The following is a 20,282-nucleotide window of genomic DNA, read 5'->3' on the forward strand; positions in this document are numbered from 1 at the left end:
TCAGGGGCGGTCCGGCGCTTCGAAGATCGCGTCGTAGACGTCGCTCTCGTCGGAGCCCGTATCCTTGGCGACGAACTCGAAGTCGCTCGCGCCCGCCGCGACATCATCGACCGGCTGGGAGACGAAGACCTTGATCTGGCGCAAGAGATCGGGCTCGACCGAGACGTCGGCGCTGGTCACGCTTTCGAGCCTCAGGTCCGGGATCGCCATGGTCGCGCCGGGAAGGCCTTCGATGGACAGGGCGATGGTGCGCGGCTCCGGCACCATGTTGAGAAGCTTCACCGTGTATCCGTTGCGGATCGACCCGTCCTTCAGCGTCACATAGACCGGGTTGCGGTCGTGCTGGACGTTGATGTCGAGCCGGTCACGAAGGGAAAGCGCGGTGAGAAGCGCGAGGCCAATGGCGCACCATGCCGCGAAATAGATCAGCGTGCGCGGTCGGACGATGATGCGCCAGTCGAAATGCTTGAGACCCTCGACGAACCGGCCGGACCCGTCGCGGACCCGTTTCGGCTCGATCTGGCCCGTGGCGGGGTTCGTGGCGACAGCCATATTGTGGTTGTAGTCGTTGAAGGTCGCATAGGCGATCAGTCCGCGCTCCCGGCCGATCTTGTCCATCACCCCGTCGCACGCATCGATGCAGAGCGCGCAGGTGATGCAGCCGAGCTGCTGGCCGTTGCGAATGTCGATGCCCGTAGGGCAGACCGCGACACAGGCATTGCAGTCGACGCAGTCACCCACCGGTTCGCCCTTGGCTGCGGCCTTCTTCTGATGGCGCGAGCGGGGCTCGCCGCGCCAGTCGTTATAGGTCACCGTCAGCGAATGCTCGTCCAGCATCGCCGCCTGGATGCGCGGCCAGGGGCACATATAGATGCACACCTGCTCGCGCATCAGCCCGCCGAGGGAATAGGTGGTGAAGGTGAGAACGCCGATCGTGGCATAGGCGACGAAGGGCGCGTTGAGTGTGAGGACGTCCCGCATCAGGGTCGGCGCATCGGCGAAATAGAAGATCCAGGCCCCGCCGGTGGCGACCGCGATGATGAGCCAGAGCCCGTGTTTTGCGACGCGCTTCGCGACCTTGTTCGCGTCATACGGGGCCTTGTCCAGCTTCATGCGCTGGTTGCGATCGCCCTCGATCGCGCGCTCTACCCACAGGAAAAGATCGGTCCAGACGGTCTGCGGGCAGGCATAGCCGCACCAGGCGCGACCGACCACCGAGGTGACGAGGAACAGGCCGATCCCCGCCATGACGAGAAGGCCCGCCACATAGAAGAATTCCTGCGGCCAGATCTCTATGAAGAAGAAATAAAAGCGGCGATGGGCAAGATCGACCAGCACCGCCTGATCCGGCGCGAAAGGCCCGCGATCCCAGCGCAGCCAGGGCGTCAGGTAATAGATACCGAGGGTGACCGCCATCACGATCCACTTCAGCCGGCGAAAACGCCCCTCCGCGCGTCTGGGAAAAATCTTCTCACGCTTGGCATAAAGCGGCGCCGAGGAGCCGAGCGTATGGGTCGCGCTGTCGGCGAAGGTCTGGACCTTGTCGATCGGTTCGGTTTTCGGCTGGTTGAGGGTGTCGGGACACTGGTTCACGGTGGCGGCTCCGGGCTTTCGGCCCAAGGTTTCTCACGAACCACTCCATAAGCGGGCGCGAGGCAAGCCACCTTGACCCAGATCAAACCGCGGGAAGGTCCGCCGGAGGCCTGTCGTCAACGCCCGCAACGCTAAATGTCGTCAACCGCCGCGAAGCCTTGCGCGAACATTCGCGATCCAGCGCGAAGACGACATCGCAGCGGGTACATGCCCTCGCCGCGTGAAGGCGGATGCCGGTTATCCTATGCCGTCCGAAGAGCCGCTGCCGACGAAATCACGGCGACCGGTTCGTCGCCGGCTCGCCGCTTCGGCGTCTTTTCCGGGACATCCAGCAGATATCCGTTCCGCCCGCCGCGTTTGACCCGGTAGAGGGCCCGGTCCGCGGCAATCAGGAGATCGCCGAGGGATTGCGGTTTCCCATTCGCGGTGAACGCCACGCCGATGCTGGCGGTAACGATGTCGAGCTGATCCGGCCTGGAGGGATGGGAAATCTTAAGAGCCGAGATCGCCTGCACGAGCGATCGCGCGGCGCGCGCGGCTTCGACCTCGCTAGAGCAGGGGCTCACGAATGTGAATTCCTCGCCGCCGAAACGGGCACAGAACGCGCCTTCCCGATCGGAAGCGGCGCGGGCCAAGGCGTTCGCCACATTTCGCAGGCAGGCATCTCCCGCCGGATGACCCAACGTATCGTTGTAGGATTTGAAGTGATCGATATCGATCATCATGAGAGCGAAGGACCGGCCCTCCGCGAGCTGTTTTTCCAGCGTTTCGGTCAGGTGCCGCCGGTTGGGCAACTGGGTCAGTTCGTCGGTTTGCGACAAGGCCTGAAAGGCCTGGCGCGCCGCCAGCGCGTTATCCGCTTGAAGGATCGCCGCGAGCTTTTGCAGATAATCGGAACAGCGACGTCTCTCTATCCGGTAGTTTGCAACCAGGCCGAAAGCGCAGGCGGTTCCAAACTGCAGAGCCAATGCGAAGGCGAGCGAGGTCTCCAGCCCTTCCTTCGTCGCGAGCCCGAGACAGGTCAGGGCAAGAGCGGACGAGGTGAAGACGATGGCGTTTGGAAAACGCAATCCCAAGAGAACGCATCCGAAGATGATCGTCAGCGGAAGCTCGCCGAAGGTGAAGAGACCCAGTGGCTCCTTCGTTGCCCAGAGGAGATAGATCGGCAACATGAAACTGTTGACGAGCCCGCCTGTCACGAGCCACTCGGTCCAGTATGGCGAGGTGCGACCGATCGCCCAGGCAAGGCCCAGCGAAAGCGGGGTGATGACTGCGAGCCTCAGAATGACCGAGAATGTGAGAAGGTCTGGGAGAAGGACGATGCTCGTGAAATTATAAATGTTGTAGACCAGCAGGCCGACCAGAATGGCCGATTGCAGATCCCTTTTACGCCGGGAACTGTTTTCCGCATCATATCTTTCGCGCAGCGGTGCGGCGAGCCGCAGCCACCGGTCGAGGGGTGGTCGTCCGCCCAAGTCAAAAGAGCCTTGAATGATATCCCGGGGGCCGGTCATCGATCTTCTCCAATTCGATGCCGGATTGTTGCCAGCCAAATATGAGTTTGATCTGAATGTAACGGTAAGCAAGAGCCGGATTCACCGAAACCTTCATGTATTGGTCAATGAAGGTTTTGGGATATACCTTCGATTTTATGGATTTTCTTCGCGAGTGTGCGCCAGATGGGGCGTTCCAGAGTTGGACAGGCCCGGAAACAAACGACCGACCTCGAACATCGCCGTCCGGGATCGGTCGTTCTGACGCTTTGATTGCCAATGCTCAGGGCTATTGGCCGCCGCCGAGGCTGTGCACGTAGACGGCAAGTTCCTTCACCGTCGTCTCGCCGAGCCGGTCAGCCCATGCCGGCATCACGCCCTGGCGGGGATTCTGGATCTGCGCGGTGATGTCCTTGAGCGAGCCGCCATAAAGCCAGATCGCGTCGTTGAGGGCGGGCGCGCCGACTTCCTTCATGCCTTCGCCGTTCTCGCCATGGCAGAACACGCAATTCTCGGCATAGACCGCCTTGCCCCTTTCCGCGGCCTCAGCATCGGCCTCCTGACCGGAGAGCTGGCGGACATAGTTCGCCACATCGGTGATCTGGTCCCGGTCGAGGAGCCCGTCCCGGCCGAAGGCCGGCATGTCCGAAATCCGGGTGTCGTCGTCCGCGCCATAGCGGATGCCGTGCATGAGCGTGGCGGTGATCGCCTCGGGCGTGCCGCCCCAGATCCAGTCGTCGTCGTTGAGGTTCGGATAGCCGCCGCCACCGGCTGCGCCGGAGCCATGGCACTGGACGCAGTTGACCTTGAAGGCGGCCTTTCCAGCGGCGATCGCGTGGACCCGCAAGCCTTCTTCGGCAATGATCTCGGCCGGTTCCAGCGCTGCGATCTGCTGAAGGATTTCCTTCTTGCCGGCCTCCGCCTCGCTCAGCGTCTTTTCGACTTGAACACGGCTCGACCATCCGAGAATGCCGGCCGTCGCCTGATTGACCAGCGGCCAGGCTGGATAGAGGAGGGTGTAGAGCGCCGCAAAGGCGATGCAGGCGTAGAAGATCCAGAGCCACCAGCGCGGCAACGGATTGTTGAGTTCGGTGATGCCGTCCCATTCGTGACCGGTCGTTTCGACGCCGGTCACGTCGTCGACGGGCTTCTTGTGCTCCGCCATGGCTTCAGTCCTCCTTGAAGGGAATATCGGCCGCATCGCTTGCGGATTGCCGCGAGCCGGGGCGCAGGGTGATGACGAGGACGGCGAGGAAAATCGCCATCATGTAGAGGAGTCCCCAGCTGTCCGCGAAGGTTCTGAGGGTCTGGTATTCGACGTCCATTTCGGGTCCTCCTCAGCGGCCGGCGGTGTCGGGTTCGAAGGTCGAGAAATCGACCAGCGTGCCGAGCATCTGCAGGTAGGCGACGAGCGCATCCATTTCGGTGACGGTGGAATTGCCGTCGAAGTTGCGCACGACCGCCTTCGGGTAGCGGGTCAGGAAGTCCTCAACGTCGGCATCGGCGCTTGCCTGCAGAAGAAGATCGGACTTCGCGTCCTCGATCATTTCGTCGGTATAGGGCACGCCCACCGCGCGGTTCGCTTTCAGGTGACCTGCCGGATCTCTCATGTCGAGCTCGTTATCGGCAAGGAAGGAATAGCTCGGCATGATCGATTCCGGCACGACCGAGCGCGGCTCGACGAGGTGCTGTACATGCCATTCGTCCGAATAGCGGCCGCCGACGCGGGCAAGATCGGGTCCGGTTCGCTTCGATCCCCACTGGAAGGAATGGTCGTACATGGATTCGGCCGCCAGCGAGTAATGGCCGTAGCGTTCCACCTCGTCCCGGAAGGGCCGGATCATCTGGCTGTGGCAGACATAACAGCCCTCGCGGATGTAGATGTTGCGGCCCGCGAGCTCGAGCGGTGAATAGGGACGCATCCCCTCCACCTTCTCGATCGTATTCTTCAGGTAGAAAAGCGGGGCGATCTCCACGATGCCGCCGATGATGACGGTGATCAGCGAGAGCACGAGGAGAAGCGTGACGTTCTTCTCGATCTTCGCATGGCGTGCCAGCAGCGGACGGGCGACTGGGTCTTTCTTCAGTTCCGGACGCGCGCCTTCGAGCGCGTCCTTTTCGGTTTTGTCGGACATGGGTTTCGCCTCCTTACTCGGCCGGCTGGAGGGCGGGACGGCCGCCCATCGGTTCCTCAACCCGCAGTTCGCCGCGGATCGTCTTGTAGATGTTGAAGAGCATGATCAGAGCGCCGGAGAGGAAGATCAGGCCGGCGAAGGCGCGCATCACGTAGTAGGGATGCATGGCCTCGACGGTTTCCGCGAAGGAGTAGACGAGGTAGCCGTCCGGCCCGTATTCGCGCCACATCAGGCCCTGCATGATGCCCGAGACCCACATCACGGCGGCGTAGATGACGATGCCGAGGGTGGAGAGCCAGAAGTGCCAGTTGACGAGGCGCAGCGAATAGAGCCGCTCCCGGTTCCAGAGTTTCGGAACGAGATAGTAGATCGCGCCGAAGGTGATCATGCCGTTCCAGCCGAGCGCGCCTGAGTGCACATGGCCGATGGTCCAGTCAGTGTAGTGGCTGAGCGAGTTGACCGACTTGATGGAGAGCATCGGGCCTTCGAACGTCGCCATTCCGTAGAAGGCGACGGACATCGCCAGCATGCGCAGGATCGGATCGGTTCTCAGCTTGTCCCATGCCCCCGAAAGGGTCATCAGGCCGTTGATCATGCCGCCCCAGGAGGGCATCCACAGCATGATCGAGAAGACCATGCCCAGGGTTTGCGCCCAGTCGGGCAGGGCGGTGTAGTGGAGGTGGTGAGGGCCAGCCCAGATGTAGAGGAAGATCAGGCTCCAGAAGTGGATGATCGACAGCCGGTAGGAATAGACCGGCCGGTTCGCCTGCTTGGGAATGAAGTAGTACATCATGCCGAGGAAGCCGGCGGTGAGGAAGAAGCCGACTGCGTTGTGGCCGTACCACCACTGGGTGAGCGCATCCTGGACGCCCGCAAAGGCCGAATAGCTCTTGGCTCCCATGAAGGAGACCGGCACCGCCATGTTGTTCACGACGTGCAGCATGGCGATCGTCACGATGAAGGCGAGGAAGAACCAGTTCGCGACATAGATGTGCGGTTCCTTGCGCTTCACCAGCGTGCCGACGAAGACCGCGAGATAGGCGAGCCAAACGATGGTGAGCCACAGATCCACATACCATTCGGGCTCGGCATATTCGCGGCTCTGGGTGATGCCGAGAAGATATCCGGTCGCGGCAAGGACGATGAACAGCTGGTAGCCCCAGAAGACGAACCAGACGAGATTGCCGCCCCATAGCCGCGCCCGTGTCGTGCGCTGGACGATGTAGAGCGAGGTCGCGATCAGCGCATTGCCGCCAAAGGCGAAGATCACCGCTGACGTATGGAGTGGGCGAACGCGCCCGAAATTGAACCAGGGCTCGATATTGAGGTCGGGCCAGGCAAGTTGCAGCGCTGCAATGACGCCGACAAGAAAGCCCACCGTTCCCCAAAGCGAGGTCGCGATTACGCCGTAGCGCACGACATCGTCCTGATAGACGGTCTCTGACGAGGCCACGGCCGCGCTGCTTGCCCCTCCAGAACCGTTCGCGCGGAACGGGATGGTTTTTTCCTCGGTAAACGAGATGCGGTTGAGCAGTACGATGGAGGCTGCGGCAAACAGGAAGACCAGGACCCAGGCATGGGCCGCGAACCCTGCATCCTGGGCGTAGCCGGCCGCCACGAAAGCGGCCAGCGTTGCGGCGAGCAGCGCGATCGCCTCTGTGGAATGTTTCATGGGAATGTCTCCGTAACGACGGCACCGGCCCGATCTCACTGCATAGGGTCCGCAAGGGAATCGTCCGGTGTCGAGCGACTTCTGCATCCCATCCGGGTCCGTCGCCTTGACCTGGATCAAGGCGGCGTCGGCGAGCATCAGTGAGGGTGACGCCAATTCGGACCCTCAGCTCGGAGCCCAACCTGCCATGCACGGCGACGTCGTTATCCTTCACCGCAAGCCTGGCATGACCCAGCTTGCGCTCAAACCGGTTCCGGCCGGCTATGATCTTTCCGATACGTTTCGCCAGGTGTTGGACGAACAGGAAAGGCTCTGCGGCCAGCTCGAAAGTTTCGCCGACGGGCTGCCGGGCAAGGTCTGCTGGCTGACGTGCAAACGGCTTTCGCAAACGCTTTCCGCGCTCGTGCGAAAGGCCCACCGGTTCGAGGAAGAGCAGGTCTTCCCGCTGATAGAGCGTGGGCCGGATAAAGACGGCATCAAATTCGAATCGCTGTTGCGTCTGTCCTGGGAGCATATCGAGGACGAGGGCTATGCGGAGGAAGTGGCGGAGGCTCTGGCCGATCTCTCCGAGCATCCCGAGACGGAGAAGGCCGAAAGCCTCGGCTACATGTTGCGCGGCTTTTTCGGCTCCATGCGGCGGCATATCGCCTTCGAACGCGAATATATCCTGCCGATGATCGACGCCGCCAAGGATGGAGGCTCTCATGCCTGACCGCACGCTCGACCCTGCCGACATCACCGCCCGTTACGGCGAACAGGTGCCCCGCTACACCAGCTATCCGACCGCACCCCATTTCGCCGAAATCGGCGACGACGATCTCGCCGCACGTTTCCTGAGCGAGCTCGACCGGCGCGCCCCTGTGTCGGTCTATCTCCACATTCCCTATTGCGACCGTCTCTGCTGGTTCTGCGGTTGCCATACCAAGATGACCCGGCGCTACGAGCCGGTGGCCCGCTACGTAGACAGTCTGGTCGAGGAGATAGCGGCCTTTCGGACCCGCGCCGGCCGAGCCCTGACGCTCGACCGCTTGCATCTCGGCGGCGGCTCGCCGAGCATCCTGAAGACGGAGGATTTTCAGCGCATCCGCGAAGCCCTGGAGGCGAGCTTTTCAATCTCGCCCGATGCGGAAATCGCGGTCGAGATCGATCCTTCGGACGTGACCGAGGATACGCTCGCGGGGCTCCGTCGTCTCGACGTCAACCGCGTTTCCATCGGCGTTCAGGATTTCGATCCGGACGTGCAGGCGGCGATCAACCGGCCCCAGAGCTTCGAGGTGACACGGGACGTCATCGCCGCGTGCCGGGCGGATGGTCTGACCGCGATCAATATCGATGCGCTGTATGGGCTGCCGCGCCAGACGCCGGAGCGGCTGATGGACACGATCGGAAAGGTGATCGAGCTTCGGCCCGAGCGGATCGCCCTGTTCGGCTATGCCCATGTTCCCTGGATGAAGTCCCACCAGAAAATGATCGACGAGGCCGATCTGCCGGATCAGCGGCAGCGGTTCGCCGATTGCGAAAGAGCGGCGACACGCATCGCCTCCGCCGGCTACGAGACGATCGGCTTCGATCATTTCGCGCTGCCCGGCGACCCGCTGGCCAAGGCCGCCCGCGCGGGCCGGCTGCATCGCAATTTTCAGGGCTATACGCCGGATGCCTGTGAGACGCTGATCGGTTTCGGGGCTTCCGCGATCAGCCGATATCCGGGGGGCTTTCTCCAGAACATCGCGCCCATCGAGACCTATCGGCGGGCCGTGTCAGCGGGCACCAGTCCGGCCTTTCGCGGGTACGTCATGAGCGAGGACGACCGCATCCGGGCTCATGCCATCGAGCGGTTGATGTGCGATTTCGAACTTGATCTTGCCGATCTCGACGCGCGCTTCGGGGCCGCTGCCCGGCCAGTGGTTCGCAGCGCGCTGGCGACGCTGGCAGCGGACCCGTTTGGACTGGCACAGGTCGAGGACGGCGTTTTTCGCATGAACGAGGTGGGGCGGCCCTTCGTTCGAACCGTCGCCTCCTGGTTCGATGGGTATCTCGACAGGTCGGCGGCGCAATATTCGAAGGCGGTATAGCGGAGTATCTTGGCGCGGGTGGTATCGCCTCGAATTCGCTTGTCCGCCGCCCTTGGTCGGGAAAGATGAGCGGACCGATATCTTGCGCAGGAAACCTGTAGCGACTAGGCCGGGAAAAACCCGGCACTCCGCCCGGCAGCAACGAAACAGTCCTGATGTCCCTTTCCATCGGCCTTGTCGGCTACGGCCATTTCGGCGCTTTCCTGCATGTTCTCGCCCAGCGCTACCTGCCGGACGCCACATTGAAGATCCATTCGGCTGGCCGAAAGCCGGATGGGCTGCTCTTCTTCCCGCTCGAAGAGGTCGCGGCCTGCGATGCCGTGGTTCTCGCCGTTCCAAGCAGTGCTTACGAAGCTGTGCTGGCGGCGGTCGGTCCTCACATGAAGCCGGACGGCATCCTCGTCGATATCGCGACGGTCAAGACATATACGATGGGGCTTCTGGAGGCGGCCGAGCCCGCGCGCGCGTTCATCGCCATGCATCCGATGTTCGGGCCGGAAAGCTATTCCAAGCGCGGCGGCGATGTGAGCGGATTTCGGATCGTCGTCACCGGAAGCACTCTCATGCCATCGCTCTACGCGGCGTTTTGCGCCAAACTCACCGAGATCGGCTTTTCGATCATCGAAAAGAGCGCCGACGACCATGACCAGGATCTCGCAGAAACGCTCTTTCTCACCCACTATGTCGGCCAGATCATTGCCCGCGGTGGGTTCGAACGGACCGATATCGATACGGTCTCCTTCGGTTTTCTCATGGACGCCGTGGACTCGGTCCGGCATGATGGACAGCTCTTCGAAGAGGTCTATCGCTATAATCCCTACTGTCGTCGCGTGATCGAGCGCTTCGACCGAAGCGACAACGAGGTGCGCAATGCGATGCTGAGCCTTCGGCCACGGTATAGCGGAGACGCTGACCTCGGCGGCGATGAGGATCAATAAACGCGTCCGAAAATGGCTGCCCTGATAGAAGGGCCGCGATCCCAGATTTATCCCTCGTCCACGGCGCAGGCTGCTTCCAGACGGCGCAGGTTCGGCACGATCACCGTCCGGTTCGCCTCGATCGAGATGACGCCCGCCTTTCGCAGCTTGGTCAGCTGGCGGGACACGGTTTCGATGGTGAGGCCCAGGAAATCGGCGATATCGGCGCGCTTCAGCGGAAGATCGAACCGGATACCGCCTTTTGCAGGATCGATCTCCGGATCGATATGGGTGGCGATGAGATAGAGGAAGCTCGCTACCTTTTCCGCCGCGGTCTTGCGGCCGAGGGTAAGCATCCAGTCGCGGGCTTCGTCGAGTTCCTTGAGCGATTGCTCGTGCAGGCGATGGCCGAGGTCTGGCGATTCCTGCACCATGTCCTCCAGGGCCTTGCGCGGAAAGGCGCAGACCTGAAGTTCGGTCGCAGCTTCCGCGGAGACCTCGTTCGTCGCCTTGAACGGCCTGCCCAGGAAATCGGGCGCGAATTGCAGGCCGACGATCTGCTGGCGACCATCGGGCATCAGCTTGGTGAGTTTCACGACGCCGGCGAGGATATTGGCGTAGGTCGCAACCGGCTCATAGGGTGCGACGACCTCCGCATTCGGATCGTATTTATGCTTGCTCGTATGCCGGCTGAGGCGCGACAGTTGATCGGCATCGAGCGCGCCGCAGATTCCCCGATGGCGCGCCTCGCAGGCGCGGCAGATCTTCGGAATGGCAGAGTTGTGAATATCGAGGCGGTCGTCGTCAGAAAGCGCCGCCGTGTCGAGGGGGGCCGCTGTCGCCTTGCTCATGATATCTCCTGTGTCGAACACCCGATCTCTTAACGGATGGGTCCGGCAGGAAAAAGGACTGGAATTTTACGACTTTCGGCGCGGTTGTCGATTTCGCCCGGGTGGCGCAGGGCAAACCTCAAGACGAGATGAAACGTCGCTTGCTCCTGCTATGCTATTGTCCTTGCGTCATAAAAAATACTCTCTCAGGTATAGATTTGCGCGATACTGGCTCTGATGTCGTCGATTCTAAACTTTTTGTGATCGGCCGAACCGCCATCGCCTCGTGAGATTAACGAAAAATTCCAAGCCCTATGGGAATTCTAAACGCTCAAAGGACAGGGCTTTCGTGATGCTTTTCGACATCGAAATCATCTTCGTTTTGATACGCGGCACAGCGTTGCTGTCGCTCGTCGCCCTGTTCTACGGGTTCGTATCGGACATGGGGGGTGGGGTAATGCCGCGCGGTCCGGCGGTTGGTCTGGCCTTTGGCTTTGCCGCAGTTCTGACCATGTCGGACCCGTTTGTGCTTGGAGACGGCGTCATCATTGATGCGCGCGGGGTCATCCTCGTCCTCGCGGCACCCTTCGGTGGTTTGTCGGCCGCGCTCGTGTCCGGTATCATAGCCTCTCTCTACAGGCTCTGGCTCGGAGGTGCCGGCGCGCCCATCGGTGTCACCGTCATCGTCGCTGCCGTCGCGATCGGGGCCCTGTGCAGCCGTTACGTCAAGCAGAGCGAAGGCGGCTACGATTTCAGGGAGCTTCTTGCTTTTGCGATCTTCGGATCTCTGCAGAGCTTCCTGCTTCTTCTGATCCCGCTTCTTGCGCCGAACATCGATCCCATGCGGGCGCTGTTTCCCCACGTCGCAGCAAATTTCCTCGGTATTCTGATCCTCGGTCATTTTCTGACCGGAGTTGGCCGTCGCCGTTACGCAACGAAACTCTTTAAACGCGAGGCTCTGACCGATCCGCTGACCGAATTGCCGAACCGGCGGGCCTTTGATCAGGCGGTTCAACGCATGACTGCAAAGCGAGGAGAAAAGGGAGGCATCGATTCCGTCGCCCTCCTGTTGATCGATATCGATCACTTCAAACAGGTGAACGACAAGTGGGGGCATGTTTTCGGTGACAGGATATTGCGAAGCGTCGCACACACGATCCTTCGCCATGCCCGCCGCGAGGATCTGGTGGCGCGCTATGGCGGGGAAGAAATCGCCATCATATTGCCCGCGATCAGTCAGTTCGAAGCCTGTAAGCTTGCGGAACGGATTCGCTTGGCTATCGAGGCTGCCAATCAGCGTTTCGAGATCACGGCGAGCATCGGCGTCGCGGTCGCGGATGACGACAATCGAGCGTTCAGAGAGCTTTTTCAGGCTGCGGACCGCGCTCTCTATCAGGCCAAGGAGAGGGGACGGAATCGGATCGAGCTCGAATATCTCAAGCCTGCAATGCACCCTGAAATGCCCGATGAACCGGAGACCTATGCCGAGCGGGCTGCGCTGCAGGGACGCCGGGTCTCCTCAACCGATCAGGATCGGGCTGACAGGAGCGGCCGTCTTCTCGAACTCATGCCGTAAGCCCCGCAGTCATGCGAAATCCGTTCCAGCGCTTTGCGTCGACGGATTTCGCATCACTGCTGCAGGCGGAAATAGGTGATCGCAGCGGAGGCATCGATGCCGCGCGACTCGATCGCTTCCAAAAGAGCGGGAAAGAACTGCCGGGCCAGAACATATTCGGTGATCTCTGCGGCGGCGATCTCTTCGTTCGACGTCAAGGCGACCATCAATTGCGGTCGTGGTTCCTCCGTCTGAAGGCCGAGGCGAACGTTGAAACTGGCCTCGCCGCCGTTGCGGGTCACGATATTTTCGAGATTGTAGACCACGCCGTCATTGCCGACGAGGTAAAGCCAGAGATTGCGGTTGCCGAGGTGGCTCAATCGCCCCTTGAGGGCGTCGTTGGCCGAGATGAGATCGTCGCTCAGGGTAAAACTCGGGCGCGGTGCATCGCCTTCCGATAGCCCCTTGATCAATCCAAGCACTGCGCATTGCGGGTTCTGAATGAGCCGGACGCCGATATCCGGCTCGCTGCCGTAACGGTCCTCATAGGCCGTCATCAGCCGCTCGAACGGGGCGGCCTCCAGTCCGAAGCCCGTGATCTGCGCGTGCTCTTCGGTAATTGAGGTCGGAAGCGCCAAAAAGCAGTCGCCGCCGTCGAAGGTCGCGATCCATGCGACGCGGTCGGAGGTTGCGTCGATCTGTGCCGGATCGGCTGCGGGGCGTCGCGGTGCCTCGGGCGGCTCAGGCGGGTTGTCTGTTTCTCCATTGGCCGGCGCGCTACCTGCTTCGGGCGGCCTGTCGGGCGTTGTCGTGGGTGCGCTTTGGCCATCGCCCACGTCCGCAGGCGTGTCGTCTTCGGCCGGATCGCCTTGCGTTTCACCAGATGAAGCCGGCTGCTCGGCCGGTTCGGAGTTCGACGCCGTTTCCGTTGGACTGTCGTCGGGGGTGTCGAAAACGCCCGTGAACCAGGCGGCGCCGACACCGCCACCCAGAAGAACCAACATTGTCAGGACGGCCGGCAGAAAGGCTGATCCGCTTTTCTTTGGCTGCAGGTCCGTGAAACTCGTCTGTGTAGCTGGCTCGTCGGGTTCGTAGGGCCCGAATGGCGATTCGCCACCCTCATGCCGCTCGATCCCGAATGAATCCGGATCGGGGAACGGGCTTTCGCTCCGGCTGGTGGCGAAGTCGTCGGACGCATCTTCGTCACGTCCCGTATCTTGCGACGCAGCTTCGGTATCGGTGCTGACGTTGGAATCGACTGCAGAAGACGATCTCGGCGCAATCGTCGTGCGTTCATCGAGTTCATCTGCTGTGCGCACGGATCGGGGGCCGTCGAAGGGCATCCCTCGAGGAGCGATCGTCGTTCCATCTGGCAGTGGGTTCGAACCCCAGGTATCCAGCCTTTGCCCAGACGGCTTGTCGCCCGGAGCCTCCTCCGCGCCCTGGGGTCGGCTGTCACCGGCAAGGCTCGCACTTTCGGCGGCGCTCGTCTTCCATCGTCCGTCGTCGCTCTCGCGAGTTGTCTCGTCCGGATCGCCGTGATCACCATCCGTTTCGAGGCCGGGGCCAACATCGGCGGTCGGCACGGCATGCGCCTCGGGGCTCTCGGCCGCATTCTCTGCTGGGTCGGCGATCGGCGCCGCTGGTGTTGCGGAAGGGTCGCCGGGTGAAGCGTCGCCGTCCTCCCTCGGTTCAGCTGCTGGAAGGGAGGCGGTTTCCGCCTCGACCTCGCTCACCGTTCTAAGTGTCGATCGCGGCGGCAGGGACCCTGTCGTCAGGGACTGTATGACGCTCGAACGGGCCGCTTGCGGACCAGCGCCTTGTGCACTTTCGGCTGGCGCGAGGTCGTAGAGCCGGTAGACCACCTCCGCCATATCCTTTAGCCGGTTCTCCGGCTCCGGGATCAGCATGGCCTCGATTACGCCGCGCATCGGCTCGGCGATCTCGGACAGATCGGGCACGACACGGCGTCGTTCGATGCTTTCCACCAGTGACCCGCTCATGTCGATCGCTCGGCCGAGCAGTGCATTCGCGGCAACGAGGCCAAGGCTGTAGATATCGGACTGGGCTGTGATCTTGCCTGCGAACAGTCCGAGCTGTTCCGGCGACACGAAATTGTACTTGCCCGCGAACTTGTCGCCCAGCAGCGTCTTGTCTCCAAGCTGGGTCGACTTCGCGATACCGAAGTCGATCAGCTTGGCCTCGTCGACACGCCGGTTCGGCAAGATGACGTTGTCCGGTGACAGGTCGCGGTGGATGACGCCGGCCGAATGGGCGACATAGAGGCCCGAGGCCAGGCGGATGACGAGCCGCCGCACATCTTCACCGTCGAGTGGGCCTTCGACCGCGAGGTCTGCGAGCGAAATGCCGTCGACGAATTCCATTGCGAGATAGGGACGGTGCAGCACCGGATCGATCGCGAAGGCATGATAGCGCACGATGGCATCGTGCGAGAGGCGGCTGAGGACGCGGGCTTCCTTGGTAAAGAGTCCGAGAATGGTCTCGTCGCGCGCGAGATCGGGAAGAACGGCCTTGATGGCGACCGGCTCTTCCGTATGGATGTTGTGGCCGCGATAGACTTCGCCCATGCCGCCGCTGGCGATCTTGCGATCGATTTCGTAGATGCCGTTGAGCTGGGTGCCGGCGGCGAGGCTATCGGAGGCCGGCGGCATGATGATCCGGGTGCGGTCGTTGTCAGACATCCCGATCCTCGCCGACCCGCTGGCCCGATCCGACGCGGCGTGCCCGATCCTGCCATGGGGCATTCTGCGGCAAGGTCGCGCATCCGCGTCCTTCGGCAATCCTTCGTGCGATCTTTACGGGCCAATTCATTTCGGGCTTCACATATCGAAGATGGCTGTCGTCGACTTCCGGCACTGGACGACGATGATACTCACATTGTCCGTTGCACCGCGCGACAGGGTTTCGTCCAGCAAGGTCTTTACCGCCTTTTCGGCCGACTTTCCCGCCACAAAGCCGGTAATCTCGTCGTCGCCGATATGCGCCGTCAGACCGTCGCTGCACAGGAGGAAAAGATCGCCATCTTCGATGGCGCCGTTCTCCATGCTGAGCATGAGGTCGGTGGAGACGCCGATCGCCCGGGTGATGACGTTCTTGCGGGGCCAGATCTCTGCCTCCTCCGGCGTGATGAGCCCCTTGTCGAGGAGCTCCTGAACCTCGGAGTGATCGCGCGAGATCGGATAGAGCACGCCGTCGCGCACCAGATAGAGCCGGCTGTCGCCCATCCACAGACAGGCGAAATGGGTTTCGTAGATCAGCAGGGAGACAATGGTCGAACCAATCGTCGATCCCCGCTGGCGGGAAATCGAAATGACCTCGTCATTGGCCTTGATGATCCGGTCCTCGAAGCGGGCGAGCAGATCACTGCCCGAATTGGCCCGTCCGAGGGTCGCCAGCTGCTTGACGATGGCCGCGCTCGCGATCTCGCCGCCCTCATGCCCGCCCATTCCATCGGCGACGGCCCATATCCCGTGATCCGGCCTGAGATAGATCTGATCTTCATTGAGCTCCCGCACCAGGCCCTCATGGGTCGTGCCGAAGCTTTCAAATTCGAAGGAGCTCAATTCATTCCCCTCCCGTGGAAGATCGATGTCCGCATTCGCCGTTTATTCTGCTCATCCTCGACTGTCTCCCGCCCAACAATTGAGGTCACGCGCTCTATTCTCAGCGCGATTTTGAAATCGAATCGGCTTCGACAAATCGGCCATCCAGCATGCTTACGTAGAGATAGGGGTCAGGCATACCTTCGACTGCGAATAGGAAGGGCCCCGACCCGTTCACTTCGCTCGTTGTCCACCAATAGGAGCGGGTCGCGGCGGCATTCGCATAATCGTCATGGGCAAAGGCTTCGAAACTGCTCGCCTCGTCCGCACTCGCCTCCGTCTGCCAGATAAGACCGCGGCGAATGGCAGACGAACCCTCGGGAAGGGCCACGCGCGTCGGGACGTCCGGAAGGGCGTGAAGCAGGCTCTCGGGATCGATTTGGGCATTGCTCTCCTCGAGTGCGCCAAGCAGACGGTCGTCGAGGGTCTCGTAGAGGGAATGCATGGCATCGATCGTCGGCGGCGCGATCGCCTCGCCAGGCTCGGCGCAAAAGACGATCGTCAATGGGAACAGGCGCCCGACCCGATCCACCGATGGCATGAGTGCGCCCGCGCAGGATCGACCATAGATCTCACGGCCGATCACGAAGCGCCAGATCGGCGAGATCAGGTAGCTGTCGTCGAAGGCTCCGCCGAGCCTGTTGCGGCTCGCAGCCATCGCGCCCTGAACCCAGGTTTCGTAGGGTTCGAGAACGGTACGGGGAATATGCAGGGCGACGAAGTCGCGTTTTGCCGGCAGCTTACCGAACAGACCCCAGCCCATTGTTACAGGCCCGTCGGGCATTTGAACTGGGTGAGCGCCGGGAGATAGAACGGATTGGTCAGCGTATCGACCCTGATGTTGTAGGCGACGAACCGCCCGCCGATGGTGAACTGGGTGCGGATCACATCGCCCTTGGGTGTCGGGGACCCCGCGTCGATCAGACGAAACAGCGCCCAAGGCCCGTTTTTCTGAACGACATGCTGGCGTCCCGGTATCTGCGGAAGCAGATGAACCATCGCTTCGGAACCGCTCGTATTGCTCGGCCACTGGAACGACTGGGGATAGTTTCCGCTCTGCTTGGACGAGAGGATGTCGTTGTCGATGGTCAGCATGGCCATCTCGGCATCCGGTGAGAGCGCATATTGCGAAACAGTCAGATTAATATTCGGCTTGGCCCCGCCGCGAGCGAAGAAGGCGTCGCGAATCTGCGCGGCCCGCTGGAACTCGATCAACGTTGCCTGGGACAGGTTTTTGCCGATCCCGTCCTGTCGCCAGGTCCAGTTATCTCCGCTCATGTCCGCAAGCGGCGCCAGATTTTGAAGGAAGAAGCGGTCTATCGTGCCGTTCGGGGCGAAGAGACGCTCGAAATCGGTGATAGGCACATCGCGCGAGCTCGACCGATCGAAGGGGAAGCGGTTTTCGACCGTCTGCTCGCAAGCGCGCGTCACCGTGCTCGTCATCAGCTGGTTAAGCTGGGAGACGGTGGTATTGGCGGCATCGTCTTCCAGGTCCTCGATCGCGGACTGGACCATTCGCGACAGGGTCGGCGTCAACCGCGATGTCGCGACGCGAAGATTTGCGATGGGGACCTGGAGATTGGTGTTGGCCTGGCCGGAGGCGAGCGGGTCGCTTGCCGACAGGACGACGTTCTTGTGGATCTGATAGAAGTTCTGCCGCAGGGTATCGATCGCCCGGTTGCCGCGCTCGCCTTCGACCAGAACCTGCCAGTCGCGGAAATGCTCGGCGACGCGCTCGCCGGGAAGCCGCTGGGACCGCGATCCGCTGCCGCCACCACCGCTGCCGTCGAAGAGGCCGCCGATCCGGCTTTGGGATTTCTCCACCGCCAGATCGAGACCGATCCGGCTGAAGGCACCGAGCCGGGCGGCGACGATGCTTTCCGCCTGTGACAGCGCCTGCCGGGCCGCCTGCGCGTTGTCCTTGTTTCCGCTCCCGCCGCCGCTGTCGGCAATCTGGGGTTCGGCTTCCGTGTCGGCGGTGAGCTGGGTCTCTTCCGCCACGAGTTCGGTCAGCATGACGATCGGCGAATTCTGGGCGGCAATCGCGCTCAGAACGTTGTAGCGCGGCTTGTCGGCCGCGACCGACTTCAGCTTGAGCTTGCCGAGGTTTTCCTCCCAGGACGAGATGAACTCGTCGCTGTAGCGATCGAGCAGTTCGGGTCCGAGGTTTCGCATCTGCTGTTCGATCGACTCGTCGGCGAATTCGCCGAGAACCCACTGGTCGTTCTCCAACTTTTCGGCCACGGCGGCGAGTTGGTCGAGGAAGTAGTCGTGAAAGCCCCGGTAGGTGAACAGCATCGGGAGACGGACCGAGCTCAGCTCGCTGCCATCGGTTGTCTCGAAGACGAGGTCCGAACTGACGCCGGTCCGTTCCGCAAAGACGAGGTCGCGGATCGAGGAGGCCTTGGCCTCCAGCTTTATCAGCGCGTAGGCCTGGTCCGCGATGTTCATACGCGCCAGGGCTTCCTGCGCGTTCGCGACGAGTGGACCGTTCAGTTCGACGATCGGAGGCGCGTCCTGACCGAGCTGAAGCATGGCGCGCAGATGCTGTTCGAGCTTGGCGCGGGCACCGCGATTGTGGACGCCGGGATAGAAGTTTTGCTCCCAGTCGCGCAGCAGATAGTTGACGACGAGATCTTCGTTGTAGCGGCCAGCCTTGCCGCCCAGCATCAGGTAGACCTTCAGGACCTCGTAGATGCTGATGGTCTCGTTTTCGGCGACGAGCTGCTCCAGCTGGCGCTCCAACCGCAGGATGATGCGGGTGCGCAGCATGCGCTCCAGACCCTGATGATAGGTCGTTTCCGAGGCCGCGTTGAGCCGCTCGCGCTGGCTGAGGCCGAACCGCTCGCCGAGAGGCGTCGAGGCATCGCGGTTCTCGTAGCCGACCGGAAGCGAACGCAGGAGATCGAGGAGCGGCACGATCTCGATCGCATCGGGATCGGAAACGCTCGTCGCCTGAAGCTCGTCCTTGGCCTCCAGTTGATAGCTCTGCAACGCGACCTGGGTATCGTGGATGAGAGCGCGGTTCTTGATGAAGCTCCAGGTCCAAAGCCCAAGAAGCACACAGGAGATCGTTCCGATGACGGCGAGAGAGCCATAGCGAATGGCCATGTCCCGGCGCACCGCCTTGCGATCATAACCCACCCAGCCGGACTCGGCGAAGATGACCTTGGTCAGGAGATCGTGCAGGAAGAAGCTCTTGCCCTTGCCGGACATATGGGAGATCGCCGCGCCTGAGCCCATGTCGCGGGACATGGAGCCGAGAACCTGATCGATCGGCGTGCCTTCCTGTGTGCCGGACGACAGGTAGAAGCCGCGCAGATTGGCGCTCGACTTGTACCGCGTTGTCTCGAAGATCTTGTGCAGGATGCCGTCGATCTTGTCGCGCAGGAGAGCGACCTGATCGGGAAAGCCGTAGATCGCGATGCGCGAAAGCCCGTCATGCTCCTCGTGCAGACGATCGGTCACCTCGTCGCTCAGCCGCTTGACGAGAAGGTCGAATTCCGCCGGCACCTCGCCGATCATGTTCTTCGAGCGATCGCGGGTCTGGAAGGTGGCGCCCCAGACTGCGCGCCGACGGCTTTCGGAAAAGCTGCCGAAGAATTCGCGGAAGCCCGCCACGAGGTCCGCTTTGGTGAAGAGGACGTAGACGGGGAAATCGACCTTCAGCCGGTCGTGAATTTCCTGCAGGCGCTGGCGGATCGCGGTCGCATGAAGGTCTATGCCTTCTTCGCCGGAGGCGACCAGATCCTCGAGGCTGACTGCGACGATCACGCCGTTGACCGGCTGCTTCGGCCGATGCTGCTTCAGGAGATCGAGGAATGAGTGCCAGCTTTTGGCGTCACTCTCGGCATCGGAATCCTGGGTGGTATAGCGGCCCGCCGTGTCGATCAGCACGGCTTCGTCGGTGAACCACCAGTCGCAATAGCGCGTGCCTCCGACGCCGGCGAGGCTCGCCGGACCCTGGGCGTCCGCGAGCGGAAACTTCAGGCCGGAATTGACGAGCGCCGTCGTCTTGCCGACACCGGGCGGGCCGATGATGACATACCAGGGAAGATCGTAGAGGAAATTGGATTTCCCATTGGAGCGCTTGAGGACTTCCAGCGCTTCCCTCATCCGTTCGGCAAGGACGGGACTATCGCCGACGACTTCGGGCTCGGCTTCGGTCATCGCCGCTTCGAGCGCTTTTTGCGCCTTGCGACGGCGCCAGTAGCGGATGCCGTAGAAAAGGGCGATGCCGAGGACTACGACTGAGATGATCGAGATCCGCGTGAGGGTTCCGGCCAGCGGATAGGTCTCGCCCCATCCCGCGAACGGTCCCCCGAACCAGATCGCGAGACAAAGCGCGATCAGCCCGAGCACGATGAGGGTTTGGCGTATCCAGAATCTCAC

At 61.9% G+C, this 20,282-nt stretch carries 15 protein-coding genes; 4 read left to right on the plus strand and 11 right to left on the minus strand.

What is annotated here, in order from left to right:
• From ccoG to ccoN, 6 genes are all read right to left on the minus strand, one after another.
• Positions 1-1,593, minus strand: a complete 1,593-nt coding sequence (gene ccoG, locus ABDX79_RS13105) for a cytochrome c oxidase accessory protein CcoG (protein ID WP_463671168.1) — start codon at positions 1,591-1,593, stop codon at positions 1-3.
• Between the two features lie 242 nt (positions 1,594-1,835).
• On the minus strand, positions 1,836-3,068 hold the full coding sequence (locus ABDX79_RS13110) for a GGDEF domain-containing protein (RefSeq protein ID WP_346220739.1): 1,233 nt from the start codon (positions 3,066-3,068) through the stop codon (positions 1,836-1,838).
• A gap of 307 nt (positions 3,069-3,375) precedes the next feature.
• Positions 3,376-4,251, minus strand: coding sequence for a cytochrome-c oxidase, cbb3-type subunit III (ccoP, locus tag ABDX79_RS13115; RefSeq protein WP_346220740.1), 876 nt, complete (start codon positions 4,249-4,251; stop codon positions 3,376-3,378).
• A 4-nt stretch (positions 4,252-4,255) separates the two neighbouring features.
• Positions 4,256-4,411: a cbb3-type cytochrome c oxidase subunit 3 gene (locus ABDX79_RS13120; protein WP_346220741.1), complete on the minus strand. Its 156-nt coding sequence runs from the start codon at positions 4,409-4,411 to the stop codon at positions 4,256-4,258.
• A gap of 12 nt (positions 4,412-4,423) precedes the next feature.
• A complete protein-coding gene (gene ccoO / locus ABDX79_RS13125; protein WP_346220742.1) occupies positions 4,424-5,221 on the minus strand; it encodes a cytochrome-c oxidase, cbb3-type subunit II in 798 nt (265 codons plus the stop codon).
• A 13-nt stretch (positions 5,222-5,234) separates the two neighbouring features.
• Positions 5,235-6,893, minus strand: a complete 1,659-nt coding sequence (gene ccoN, locus ABDX79_RS13130) for a cytochrome-c oxidase, cbb3-type subunit I (RefSeq protein WP_346220743.1) — start codon at positions 6,891-6,893, stop codon at positions 5,235-5,237.
• 187 nt (positions 6,894-7,080) lie between these two features.
• Here ccoN and ABDX79_RS13135 point away from each other — a divergent pair, with 187 nt between their 5' ends.
• The 3 genes from ABDX79_RS13135 to ABDX79_RS13145 all read left to right on the plus strand — a co-directional run bounded on the left by ABDX79_RS13135 (position 7,081) and on the right by ABDX79_RS13145 (position 9,903).
• A complete protein-coding gene (locus ABDX79_RS13135; protein ID WP_346220744.1) occupies positions 7,081-7,605 on the plus strand; it encodes a hemerythrin domain-containing protein in 525 nt (174 codons plus the stop codon).
• Positions 7,598-8,965 (plus strand): oxygen-independent coproporphyrinogen III oxidase, encoded by a 1,368-nt coding sequence (gene hemN / locus ABDX79_RS13140; RefSeq protein ID WP_346220745.1) that lies wholly within the window; start codon positions 7,598-7,600, stop codon positions 8,963-8,965. Before ABDX79_RS13135 ends, hemN begins: the two co-directional genes overlap by 8 nt.
• Before the next feature lie 155 nt (positions 8,966-9,120).
• Positions 9,121-9,903 carry a prephenate dehydrogenase/arogenate dehydrogenase family protein gene (locus tag ABDX79_RS13145; protein ID WP_346220746.1) on the plus strand — a complete coding sequence of 261 codons (783 nt, stop codon included), beginning with the start codon at positions 9,121-9,123 and terminating at the stop codon, positions 9,901-9,903.
• Between the two features lie 47 nt (positions 9,904-9,950).
• Here the strand turns inward: ABDX79_RS13145 and ABDX79_RS13150 are convergent, their stop codons facing one another.
• On the minus strand, positions 9,951-10,733 hold the full coding sequence (locus ABDX79_RS13150) for a Crp/Fnr family transcriptional regulator (RefSeq protein ID WP_346220747.1): 783 nt from the start codon (positions 10,731-10,733) through the stop codon (positions 9,951-9,953).
• 331 nt (positions 10,734-11,064) lie between these two features.
• Here ABDX79_RS13150 and ABDX79_RS13155 point away from each other — a divergent pair, with 331 nt between their 5' ends.
• A complete protein-coding gene (locus ABDX79_RS13155; RefSeq protein WP_346220768.1) occupies positions 11,065-12,288 on the plus strand; it encodes a GGDEF domain-containing protein in 1,224 nt (407 codons plus the stop codon).
• A gap of 53 nt (positions 12,289-12,341) precedes the next feature.
• On the opposite strand, the gene ABDX79_RS13160 is transcribed toward ABDX79_RS13155, so the two are convergent.
• The 4 genes from ABDX79_RS13160 to tssM form a co-directional block, all read right to left on the minus strand.
• Positions 12,342-14,969, minus strand: coding sequence for a protein kinase domain-containing protein (locus tag ABDX79_RS13160; protein WP_346220748.1), 2,628 nt, complete (start codon positions 14,967-14,969; stop codon positions 12,342-12,344).
• A gap of 138 nt (positions 14,970-15,107) precedes the next feature.
• A complete protein-coding gene (locus ABDX79_RS13165; RefSeq protein WP_346220749.1) occupies positions 15,108-15,851 on the minus strand; it encodes a PP2C family protein-serine/threonine phosphatase in 744 nt (247 codons plus the stop codon).
• Positions 15,852-15,951: 100 nt separating this feature from the next.
• Entirely contained in the window at positions 15,952-16,653 is a 702-nt protein-coding gene (tagF, locus tag ABDX79_RS13170) for a type VI secretion system-associated protein TagF (protein ID WP_346220750.1), read from the minus strand.
• A gap of 2 nt (positions 16,654-16,655) precedes the next feature.
• Positions 16,656-20,282 carry a type VI secretion system membrane subunit TssM gene (tssM, locus tag ABDX79_RS13175; protein WP_346220751.1) on the minus strand — a complete coding sequence of 1,209 codons (3,627 nt, stop codon included), beginning with the start codon at positions 20,280-20,282 and terminating at the stop codon, positions 16,656-16,658.

The sequence above is a fragment of the Fulvimarina fulva genome (assembly GCF_039652615.1).
Lineage (GTDB): Bacteria > Pseudomonadota > Alphaproteobacteria > Rhizobiales > Rhizobiaceae > Fulvimarina.